Raw genomic sequence first — 10,774 nt, 5'->3', positions numbered from 1 at the left:
CTCCATCGGCGCCAATATCGTCTCCTTCCTGTACGGCCCGATGCCGACCCAGCCGCTCGGCTGGTTCAAGAAACCGATCACCAAGACCGCCGACTTCAAGGGCCTGAAGTACCGCACCAACGGCCTCGCGATCGACCTGTTTACCTCGATGGGCGCGGCGGTGAACGCGCTGCCCGGCGGCGAAATCGTGCCGGCCATGGACCGCGGCCTGCTCGACGGCGCTGAATTCAACAACGCCACATCGGACCGCATCCTCGGCTTCCCCGACGTGTCGAAGATCTGCATGCTGCAGAGCTTCCACCAGAGCTCGGAACAGTTCGAGATCACCTTCAACAAGACGAAGTTCAACGCGCTGCCGGCCAAGCTCAAGGCCATCATCGAGAACGCGGTCGAAGCCGCATCGGCCGACATGTCGTGGAAGGCGGTCGACCGTTACTCCACCGATTACCGCGAGCTGCAGACCAAGAACGGCGTGAAGTTCTACAAGACCCCGGACACCTTCCTGCAGGACCAGCTCAATGTCTGGGACGAGGTGGTGGCGAAGAAGGGCGAAGGCAATCCGTTGTTCAAGGAAGTCGAAGCCTCGATGCGCACCTTCGCCGAGCGCGCGGTGAAGTGGGACATGGACACCAACAATCCGCGACGCATGGCCTACAACCACTACTTCGGCAAGAAGCAGCCGCCCAAGAAGGGCTGATCAGCCAGCGCAGTGAACGCAACACCATCCCGCCGCGGGATGGTGTGTTCTCCGATCGCCGCGGCGGCCTGCTCGCACGGGGCCGTCGCCTCACGAGGCTTCGACCATGCAAAAACTCCTGTTCTTCGTCGACAGGGTGAGCACCTGGGTGGGGCAGGCCTTCGCCTGGCTCATCCTGGCGCTCACCTTGCAGGTTTCATGGGAAGTGTTCTCGCGTTACGTGCTGAACAAGCCGAACGCGTGGTCCTTCGACCTGATGATCATGATGTACGGCACCGCCTTCATGATGGCCGGCGCCTATACGCTGTCCAAGGATGGCCATGTGCGCGGCGACGTGCTGTACGGATTCTTCCCGCCGCGCCTGCAGGCCGCGCTCGACCTGATTCTTTATATCCTGTTCTTCATCCCCGGCATCGTCGCCCTGGTGTGGGCCGGCTACAGCTACGCGTCCGAATCCTGGGCCATCAACGAGCATTCCACATTGACGGCCAACGGCCCGCCGCTCTATCCCTTCAAGACGGTCATCCCGATCGCCGGCGCGCTGCTGCTGGCGCAGGGCCTGGTCGAGATCGTGCGCTGCATCGCCTGCCTCAAGGACGGCGACTGGCCGGCGCGTGAAGAGGACGTCGAGGAAGTCGATGTCGACAAGCTCAAGGAAATGGTGAAGGTCAAGGACGAGGACATCGCAAAGCTGGACCAGTTTGTCACCCACAAGAAAGGGGATCAGCCATGAGGAAGGAAGTCTGGTTCGGTCTGTCCATCATGGCGATGGTGGTGGTCGGCGTCTTCGTCCTCATGCCCCCGCCCTCGGAAATGACCAACGGCCATCTCGGACTGCTGATGCTCGCGCTGGTGGTGGTCGCCATCATGCTCGGCTTTCCCACGGCATTCACGCTGATGGGCATGGGCGTGTTCTTCGCGTGGCTCGCGTACAGCAGCCGCAACCCGCAGGAAGCGGTGGGGCTCACGCTCGACCTGATGGTGCAGCGCGCGTACGCGGTGATGTCCAACGACGTGCTGATCTCGATCCCGCTGTTCGTGTTCATGGGCTACCTGGTGGAGCGCGCCAACCTGATCGACCGCCTGTTCCGCAGCCTGCACCTGGCAATGGCGCGCGTGCCCGGTTCGCTGGCGGTGGCCACCATCGTCACCTGCGCAATTTTCGCCACTGCCACCGGCATCGTCGGTGCCGTGGTGACGCTGATGGGCCTGCTGGCGTTTCCGGCGATGCTCAAGGCAGGTTACAACGTCAGGCTGTCGGCCGGCACCATCACCGCCGGCGGCTGCCTCGGCATCCTGATTCCGCCGTCGGTGCTGCTGATCGTGTACGGCGCCACCGCCGGCGTATCCGTCGTCAAGCTTTACGCAGGCGCCTTCTTCCCCGGCATCATGCTGGCCACGCTGTATCTCGGCTATGTGGTCCTGATGGCGAAGCTCAGGCCGGATTACGCGCCGCCGCTGGCCGAGGAGGATCGCAAAGTGCCGCTGCCGCAATGGGCGACGGCGACCGGACAGAGCGGCAGCCGCAACGCAGTGGCCGGCCTGCTCGGCGCGCTGCGCGGCAGCCACAACGGCGTGAGCACGCAAACCCTGCTCGGCCAGCTCGGCATCACGCTGCTGCCCGCCATCGCCTTCGCGCTGGTCATGGGTGTCAGCTACCGCGCGGTGACGACGGTCGAGAAGCAGGACATGACCGGCGTGGTGCAGATGGGCGAAGGCATGGATTCGGGCCAGGAGGCCGGTGGCGCTGACCTCGCCGAGCCACCGGCCGAGGATGGACTGGCCGAGCCGCCGGCTTCCGGCGACCTCGCCGAACCGCCATCCGACGACAAGAAGGCGGAAGCGACCGCGATCCCCGCGCCCGCCGCGCCGGCGGACAAGGCGCCGGCCGAAAAAACCGACATCAATCCGCCACAGGAAGAGGCGGAAACCAGGCCCGCGCCCCTGTCCTACTGGATCACCTTCGGCGCCGGCCTGGCGTCCATGCTCGTCTTCTACGCAATCTTCAGCTTCACGCGGCTGGAGATCTTCAAGATGCTGCTCGGTTCCTTCTTCCCGCTCGCGATCCTGATCATGGCGGTGCTCGGCGCCATCGTGTTCGGCCTGGCGACACCGACCGAAGCCGCGGCCATGGGTTCGCTCGGCGGCCTGCTGCTGGCGGCGGCCTACAAGCGGCTCAATTTCGCGGTGCTCAAGGAGTCGGTGTTCCTGACTGCGAAGACGAGCGCGATGGTGTGCTGGCTGTTCGTCGGATCGAGCATCTTCTCGGCGGCGTTCGCATTGCTGGGCGGTCAGGAAGTCATCAACAGCTGGGTGCTGTCGCTCGACATGACGCCGGTGCAATTCATGATCCTGGCGCAGGTCATCATCTTCCTGCTCGGCTGGCCGCTGGAATGGACCGAGATCATCGTGATCTTCATGCCGATCTTCATCCCGCTGCTGGCGCACTTCGACGTCGATCCGCTGTTCTTCGGCCTGCTGGTCGCACTCAACCTGCAGACAGCCTTCCTGTCTCCGCCGGTGGCGATGGCGGCGTTCTACCTGAAAGGCGTGTCGCCGCCGCATGTGACGCTGAACCAGATCTTCCTTGGCATGCTGCCCTTCATGGCGATCCAGGTGCTGGCGCTGATCCTGCTGTACCTGTTCCCGGCGATCGGGATGTGGCTGCCGGAGCTGTTGTACAACTAGCCGATGTGCCCTACGCGGCGGCGGCAGAAGTCGCTGTCGCGGGAATCATGATGGTCAGCGTGGTCCCATTGCCGGGCGTGCTGGCCACGCGGAATTCGCCGCCGAGGGAGTAGACGCGCTCGCGGATGCCGATCAGGCCGAATGAGCGGGGCTTGCGCATGTCGTTCGACTGGCCGCCTACACCGTCGTCCGAGATTTCCAGCACCAGGCTGCCGAAGCTGCGATGGAGGCGGATGTCCACGTGGCGAGCTTGTGAATGCCGGCTGACGTTGGTAAGCGATTCCTGGAGGATGCGGAAGAGGGAAGTCGCGGCTTCCTCGTCCAGCACGCTGTCGACATTGCCGTCCTCCAGGTCGAGCGTGCAGGCGATGCCGCTGCGCTGCCGGAACTGCTGCACCTGCCATTCGAACGCACACTGCAGGCCCAGGTCGAGCACCGGCGGACGCAGGTCGTTGATGATGGCGCGCATCGAGCGCACCACGTTATCCACGTGCGACAGCAGGCCGTGGACGCGGTCATTGACTTCCGGCAGGCGCTTGCGGATTTCGCCTTCCAGCAGCAGGACGTCGATGCGCAGCGCCAGCAGGTTCTGGCCGAGGTCGTCGTGGATTTCGCGCGCGATACGCTTGCGCTCATCCTCCTTCACGCGTGCCTGGTGCGCGGCCAGGTCGCGCAGCTCGGTCTGCGACTGCCTGAGCGCCTGTTCCGTCTCCTTGCGCGCGGTGATGTCCTTGCCGGTGCCGCGGTAGCCGAGGAATGTGCCATCCGGTGCGAACAGCGGTTCGCCGCTGACCGACATCCAGTGCACCTTGCCGTTGCGGTCGCGCACGTGGTACTCGAGGTCAGTGAAGGATACGTGCGCCTTGAGCACCTGCAGGTGTTCGTCGAATTCCCCCGGATCGATCTCGAGCGGCATTTCGCTGCGGGTCTTGCCGATCAGCTCCGACGTCGGCACGCTGCCGAAGACGGCGTTGCTGCTGATCTTGGTGAAGCGGAATTCCGCATCCTGCTCCCAGTACCAGTCCGACGACATGCGGGCGAGGCTCTCGAAGCGTTCCTCGCTGGCGCGCAACGCATGCTCGATGCGCTTGCGCGAGTCGATATTCCTGCGCAGCCGCGCGTTGGTGCGCGTCAGGTACGACGCTTGCACGGCCAGCGATTGCAGGTAGAGCGCGAACAGGATGGATATCGATGTGCCTGCTCCCAGTGCCACCCACGCCGACCCGCTCATGACGCTAACCGGTGCCCGGCTGCTCACGACCAGCCAGCGCAGCCCGGCGGCATTAACCTCGCGTACGATGCCAATCTTGCCGTCTGCCGTCGCAATCTCCGGGTCATCGAGAATCCGATCATCTTCCCCGCCGCCGGTGCGATACACCAGCTCGGTGCGCTTGCCGTCGTCGATGTAGATGCCGAGTCCGGTCTGTTCCCGATGCAGCAGCGCGGCATGGCGCAAGACGCTTTCCACGAAAGTCGGAGCATGCAGGACGACGGTGGTGTACCCGGTCACGGCGTCGTCCCGTGCAGCGGTTCCAGAACGGTAGACCGGCATCAGGACGGCGAAGGAGTGTTTGCCAGGGACCTCCGGCGGGAAGGCGAACAGGCCCGTGGCGCTCGGCTGGCCGGTCGTGCGCGCCCGTTCCAGCGCGGCTTCCTTGCCGGGAATCGTGGAGATGTCCAGGCCCACCGCCTTGCGGTTGGACGGCTCCGGCGCGATGTCGTCGATCACGAGGTAATGCGGACGCTCTCCCGCCGGCACCGCCACGCCGTCGCGCATCTCGGTGACGACGATGTTGCCGTGCTCCTCGCGCAACTTGGCCTCAAAGGCGCGTCGCTGATCACCGGGCACAACGCGGGCGTAAGAAAAGGCCTGGATGTAGGGATGCATTTCAACCAGCTGCATCGCGAGGCCATGGAAATGGCGCCGGCTGATCGCATCATTGCCTGCAATCCGCCGGTTCACGATGGCAAGCCCGTTGATTGCCTCGTCGAATTCATGCCGGAAAGCCGCTTGGCTGATGTCGGCGGCGTGCTCGAAGGATTGCTGGTTACGGCGCGCGTCGGCGCCGGCCAGCCAGACCGTCATCACGCCGGTCAGTGCCAATCCCGCCCCCAGCACCAGCAAGGCGGCAATCGAAACCGGTTTGCGCGACAGTGGAAAGGACAAGGATTCCCCCAGGAGACGTGTTTTTTATTTTTTGCAGTACACGAAATCCTACGTCGAATGATTTGTTGCGGCGCAGCGCGAATTTGAGAAACCACATTTCATTGATATTAGTCAATCAAAGTGGTTGCTCTTTCGGGTAGCTCATTTCCGATTAGAAATTTTTGGTTGCAAACTGGTGACACTTTTGGTTTTGGGCTGCACTCCGGTAGTGCGTGTCAGGCCGCTTTGCGGAATCCGCGCAGCACGCGCTGGACCACGATCACCAGTGCCAGCACGATGGCGCCCGCAATGATCCCGGCAACGCCGTTGCCGAGCGCCGAAGTGACCGGTTCCAGCGCCCCGGTCGCATGCGCGACGCCTTCGATCGCGTGGTGCACCGCTGGAATGCCGTGCGCGAGGATGCCGCCGCCGACCATGAACATCGCCGTGGTGCCCAGGATGGAGAGCGACTTCATCAGCACCGGGGCAATACGCAGCAGCAGCCGGCCCAGCGCCTGGCGCAGGCCGCTGCCGCCCCGGCTCAGGTACAGGCCGGCGTCGTCGAGCTTCACGATGCCCGCGACCAGTCCGTACACGCCGACAGTCATGATGGCGGCCACGCCTGTCAATACCGCGACACGCTGCGTGAACGAGGCATCGGCGACGGTGCCGAGCGCGATCACGATGATTTCCGCCGACAGGATGAAGTCGGTGCGCACCGCTCCCTGCACCTTTTCCTTTTCGAATGCGACCATGTCCACTGCGGGGTTGGCCACTGCCCCGGCCAGCTCGGCACGGTGTGCTTCGTCGTCGTGCGGGTTGTGCAGGAACTTGTGCGCGAGCTTCTCGAAGCCTTCGTAGCAAAGGAAGGCGCCGCCGACCATCAGCAGCGGCGTCACCGCCCACGGCGCGAAGGCGCTGATGGCGAGCGCGGCCGGCACCAGGATCGCCTTGTTCTTCAGCGAGCCCTTGGCCACCGCCCACACCACCGGCAATTCGCGCTCGGCGCGCACGCCGGAAACCTGCTCCGCATTGAGCGCAAGGTCGTCGCCGAGCACGCCGGCGGTCTTCTTGGCAGCGACCTTGGTCATCGTGGCGACGTCATCCAGGACAGACGCAATATCGTCGAGCAAGGCTAACAGGCTGGCTCCGGCCATTGATGGTTCCTCTTGGACATTGACATGAAGTTGCAGATTTAATCATGACAAGACAACTTCTGTCGCATGCCGTTCACACGGCATTTCTGCCAAGCAATAAAAAGACGGATAATCAGTGGCTATGCCAGACCATTTCCTCACCACGTCCAATGTCGCCACGCGCCGCCAGCGTTTTGCCGTGCGCGCGCTTGCGCTGTTCGGCTGGCGCGTCAATTTCGCGCCACTGCCCGGCCCGCGCGGCGTCGTCATCGTTTATCCGCATACATCGAATTGGGATTTCATCATCGGCCTGCTCGCCAAGTGGGCGATCGGCGTGCGTTTCCGCTGGCTGGGCAAGGAAGCGCTGTTCAAGGGGGCATGCGGCGCGCTCCTGGGACCGCTTTTTCGCGCCTGGGGCGGCGAGCCGATCGAGCGTGGAACGAACACCGGCGCCATCGAGCGCCTCGCCGGCCGCATTCGCGCCGCCGATGAATTCTGGCTCGCGCTGGCGCCGGAAGGCACGCGCAAGTACCGCGACAGCTGGCGCAGTGGCTTCTACCACATCGCGCTGACCGCCGGCGTTCCGCTCGGCATGGCGTGCATCGACTACCGGATCAAGGAAATCCGCCTGGTCGACTATGCGACGCTGACGGGAGAAACCGAGGCCGACCTCGGGATGATCCGCGACGCGTACCAAAGCGGCCGCGGACTGAAGCATGAATGCGCGGCGCCGATCGTGTTTTCGAACGCCGCGACTACGCCGTCAGGAAGCGCCCGGCGCAATGCCTGATTCGGGCGCGTCGGGCGCCGGGGCTTCGGGAAGATGATCCTGCAGGTACTCGCGTTCGACGTGGTTGAAGAAGGTCGAGTTGCCGTACTTGTTCTTGAACCAGCGGCACCACTCCGCATCTTCACGCAAGACGGCTTCGGACTGTTCAAGCTCCTCGATCTGACGCGCCTTGCTCTCTGCATCCGCAGCTGCCTGCTGGGCAGCCGTTTCGGCGTCGCGCATTTGCTGCTTCAACGATGCATTCACCGCCTGCAGGCGCTCGATGGTGCACGCCGCCGTTTCCACGATCTTCAGCAAGTCATCGAGCGTGATGTCCTTGTTGCTTTCCTTCTGTGTCACTTCTTTTCTCCCAAAAGCAATGCGCCGGCATTTGCGCTGCTTAGGCGCGCAAATACCGGCGCAGTTCCGCGTGAGCGGCCGTTATTCGAAAATTTGGATGGTTTATAGCGGTAAAAAAGAAGCGCGTCCAGTTTCCTGTCGCGCTTGGGGGAACAGCAGCACCACCACTCTCTATGCCGCTGGCTTCGCTTCCAATGCAGCTTCGTTCGCGCTTTCAGCACCGAACACCGACGCCAGCGCCTTGCCCACGAGTCCGCTAATCGATACCACGCTGGCGCGTTCTTCACGCAGCGCCTGCGCCAGTCCCTCCGCCGAGATGGACAGCGCTTCCTGGCGGTCCTTGGTCGAGAAAATGTAGAGGCTGCGCATCGGGCTGACCCAGGCCAGCTTGATTTTCATTTCCGAGCCATCCTTGCGCTTGAACGCAATCCAGGTACCGCGCTCGAGCTCGTCGACCATCTGGTCGAATTCATCCGGTTCCGGTTCGGGCTGCTGCTGCGCTTGCCGCTGCGCGCGGCGCTCCGCGGCGTGCTTCGCTATAGCCAGCGCGATCTGCATCTGGCGTTCCGGCGACAGCTCCAGCGGCGCGCGCATGAGGGAGGCGTGCGTCTCGGCGAGCTCCGTGAAGAATTGCGCGCGATCGTCGCCATGCCACTTGATGAGGTCCAGCCACTTGTTCAGCATCACCAGCATGGACGGCAGCTTGGCCAGCAATTCCTTGCGCTCGGCGGCCGTGATCTTCGGCTTCACGCTCCAGCACAAGTCGTCCATGGTCTTGATCGCATTCTCGGCAGCCTGCGGCTTGTCTTCCTTCACGCCGTAGGCCAAGGTCAGCACGTTCACCCACTTGTCTTCGAGGAAGGTCTCGACAAAGGCGACCACTTCACCGGTGCCGACGCGCATCGCGACGTCGTTCTTTGCCGCCTTCACGCACTGGTCGTGCTTTTCCTGCTGCAGCGCGTTGCCGATCGAATGCACCAGCACCTGCTCGGTCGCGGTTTCGTCGCGCTTGATGAAGGACATCAGTTCGGCCGCGACGTCGGCGAACACCGCCATGCGTTGTTCGGACTCCTGCTGGATGCGCTTGACGTTGCGTTCGATGAGCACATACAGCGGATCGGCATTGCCCTTCTGCCTGTCCCAGCCAACCGCCAGGCGCGCCATCAGGTCGACCACGCGCCGCGCCGGATGAGCCGTCTTGAAGAAGAAATCCTTGTCCTGCACCGCCGCCTTCAGTACCGGTACCTGCAGCGCGCCGATCATCGCCTTCATCTCGTCGGCGATATGGTCGTCGGCGAACACCATACCGAAGATTTTCTTGAGCAGGTTGATCACGCTCGTGTCGGTCGCGCTCAATGCGCCCACCGGCGCTTCGCGGCGGATGCGGTCGAGGATCTCGACCTGGAAGGGCATGGCGGTGCGGCCGGACTGCGCGGCGCCCTTGCGCTGCATCGCCGACAGGAAGCCCATCAACTCGTTGCGCGAGGCGGTGGCATGCACCGCATCCTCGGCGAACAGCGAGGGGAAATCAGTGTCCAGCGCGCGGTCGGTCTTGGCGGCGGCCTTTTCTTCCGACGGGAACAGGCGACGCAGCTGGCGCATCACCGGATCCATCGCTGCTTCGTCCTGGCCGGGCGCGGATTTCCTCTCCTCGTCCAGCGTCGCCACCAGCGCGGATGCCGGCAGGTGCGGCACGATGCCGCGCTTGATCAGCGCCATGTTCAGTGTATGCAGCACCGGCGCCAGGTCCAGGCAGAGCGACGGGCCGAGCATGCGGTACACCAGGTGGTGGGCCGCCGCATCGGGCTGGAATTCACACCAGGACTCGTGGATTACCGACAGGAAGATATGCGGGCGGAACGGGTTTTGCGCGGTCTGCAGTGCTTCGCGGCCCAGCAGCGACGCCAGGCGGATGTTCAGTGCGGTCAGGCGGGTAGTGTTTTCCGTCTCGATCGCGCGTGCGGCCTTCACCAGGCACAGCTTCTTGTCCACTTCCAGCTCGGGCGGCAGCGAGGCCGGCACGGCGGCCGATTCCTGCACGGTGCCTGGATACTCGACCGCCAGCACTTCGTTGTGCAGCGCGGCGCCCAGCCTTTCGGACATCACATAATAGAAGGGGTAGCGGTTGCGCTTGAGGAGGGCGGCCGAGGCGGCGAGCTGCTTCGCCTGTTCTTCGCCCGCCGTCCTGGCTGCATCCAGCATGGCATCGGCCAGCCGGGTGACGAAGCCGTCAATCTGCTTGTTGGCCAGGCTCGCGGCAGCGTCGGCCAGCTCCTGCAGCACCTCGATCCGCAAGGAAGGCGGGATCGGGTTTGCGCTGGGCGCATCGATGGATGACGCTTCGGGAGCCATGATATTGCCGCATGTAGAGAAGTGATGAACTATACGTCCAGAGTACACCAGACTGACGCTTCATTCTTGCACATAGTTGCCGTAGAGCAAGAAGCCAATTGTAAGGAAACGTTACTTGCCCTACGGAAATATTGAGGGGTGGCGCACTCAGTGCAAGTGCTTGCTTTGTGTGAAAGCGTTTATAAGTAATGAGTCAAAACTTCAATTCATTTCATTTTGTCATCACTTTGAGACTGCCATATTTGACATGAAGTAACAAAATTGATGTCAACGTTACTGCCTAGGGACGAAAAAAAACGGCCGGGAAACCCGGCCGTTTTGTTGTTATCGCATGCGCTTAAGCAGCGAGACGCTTTTCCAGTGCTGCCTTGGTCGACGCGAGTTCGGCCGGCAGGTGGTATTTCAGCTTGTCGAACAGCTCGGCGTGCAGCTTGAGCTCGGCTTCCCACGCCGCCTTGTCGATCGAGGTGATGCGGTCGAACTGTGCCTGGGTGAATTCCAGGCCGTCCCACTTCAGGTCCTCGTAGCGCGGGGTCAGGCCGAAGATGTTCTCGGTGCCGCCGGCGGTGCCTTCGATGCGGTCGAGCATCCACTTCAGCACGCGCATGTTGTCGCCGAAGCCAGGC

General features: G+C 63.1%; 9 protein-coding genes. 4 read left to right on the top strand and 5 right to left on the bottom strand.

Going from position 1 to position 10,774, the window contains the following annotated elements; genetic code table 11:
* The 3 genes from AYR66_RS23805 to AYR66_RS23795 all read left to right on the top strand — a co-directional run.
* Positions 1 to 697 (top strand): TRAP transporter substrate-binding protein (locus AYR66_RS23805; RefSeq protein WP_088710237.1); only part of this gene is annotated, 697 nt, incomplete at its 5' end.
* A gap of 106 nt (positions 698 to 803) precedes the next feature.
* Positions 804 to 1,430 carry a TRAP transporter small permease subunit gene (locus AYR66_RS23800; protein WP_088710063.1) on the top strand — a complete coding sequence of 209 codons (627 nt, stop codon included), beginning with the start codon at positions 804 to 806 and terminating at the stop codon, positions 1,428 to 1,430.
* The gene (locus AYR66_RS23795) at positions 1,427 to 3,385 is read left to right on the top strand and encodes a TRAP transporter large permease (RefSeq protein WP_088710062.1); all 1,959 of its coding nucleotides are present in this window, start codon (positions 1,427 to 1,429) and stop codon (positions 3,383 to 3,385) included. The genes AYR66_RS23800 and AYR66_RS23795 overlap by 4 nt, the downstream gene beginning before the upstream one ends.
* Before the next feature lie 10 nt (positions 3,386 to 3,395).
* Here the strand turns inward: AYR66_RS23795 and AYR66_RS23790 are convergent, their stop codons facing one another.
* Together AYR66_RS23790 and AYR66_RS23785 are read right to left on the bottom strand one after the other, a co-directional pair.
* A complete protein-coding gene (locus AYR66_RS23790) occupies positions 3,396 to 5,552 on the bottom strand; it encodes a sensor histidine kinase (protein WP_088710061.1) in 2,157 nt (718 codons plus the stop codon).
* A gap of 215 nt (positions 5,553 to 5,767) precedes the next feature.
* Entirely contained in the window at positions 5,768 to 6,688 is a 921-nt protein-coding gene (locus AYR66_RS23785; RefSeq protein ID WP_088710060.1) for a DUF808 domain-containing protein, read from the bottom strand.
* Between the two features lie 121 nt (positions 6,689 to 6,809).
* Here AYR66_RS23785 and AYR66_RS23780 point away from each other — a divergent pair, with 121 nt between their 5' ends.
* A complete protein-coding gene (locus AYR66_RS23780) occupies positions 6,810 to 7,457 on the top strand; it encodes a 1-acyl-sn-glycerol-3-phosphate acyltransferase (protein WP_088710059.1) in 648 nt (215 codons plus the stop codon).
* Here AYR66_RS23780 and AYR66_RS23775 read toward each other — a convergent pair.
* The 3 genes from AYR66_RS23775 to AYR66_RS23765 form a co-directional block, all read right to left on the bottom strand.
* Entirely contained in the window at positions 7,431 to 7,796 is a 366-nt protein-coding gene (locus AYR66_RS23775) for a hypothetical protein (protein ID WP_088710058.1), read from the bottom strand. The genes AYR66_RS23780 and AYR66_RS23775 overlap by 27 nt on opposite strands.
* Positions 7,797 to 7,967: 171 nt before the next feature.
* A complete protein-coding gene (locus AYR66_RS23770; protein WP_088710057.1) occupies positions 7,968 to 10,148 on the bottom strand; it encodes a DUF1631 family protein in 2,181 nt (726 codons plus the stop codon).
* A gap of 337 nt (positions 10,149 to 10,485) precedes the next feature.
* Positions 10,486 to 10,774 (bottom strand): phosphoenolpyruvate carboxykinase domain-containing protein (locus AYR66_RS23765; RefSeq protein WP_141104317.1); only part of this gene is annotated, 289 nt, incomplete at its 5' end.

The organism is Noviherbaspirillum denitrificans, from assembly GCF_002211445.1.
Taxonomy (GTDB): domain Bacteria; phylum Pseudomonadota; class Gammaproteobacteria; order Burkholderiales; family Burkholderiaceae_D; genus Noviherbaspirillum; species Noviherbaspirillum denitrificans.
Note: the sequence above shows the minus strand (reverse complement) of the source record. Positions and strands in the feature narration are given on the sequence as shown.

Bases quoted from the DNA above. Each gene is read 5' to 3' on its own strand.
- AYR66_RS23785 (WP_088710060.1), bottom strand. From the start codon at position 6,688: ATGGCCGGAGCCAGCCTGTTAGCCTTGCTCGACGATATTGCGTCTGTC.
- AYR66_RS23795 (WP_088710062.1), top strand. From the start codon at position 1,427: ATGAGGAAGGAAGTCTGGTTCGGTCTGTCCATCATGGCGATGGTGGTG.
- AYR66_RS23770 (WP_088710057.1), bottom strand. From the start codon at position 10,148: ATGGCTCCCGAAGCGTCATCCATCGATGCGCCCAGCGCAAACCCGATC.
- AYR66_RS23800 (WP_088710063.1), top strand. From the start codon at position 804: ATGCAAAAACTCCTGTTCTTCGTCGACAGGGTGAGCACCTGGGTGGGG.
- AYR66_RS23780 (WP_088710059.1), top strand. From the start codon at position 6,810: ATGCCAGACCATTTCCTCACCACGTCCAATGTCGCCACGCGCCGCCAG.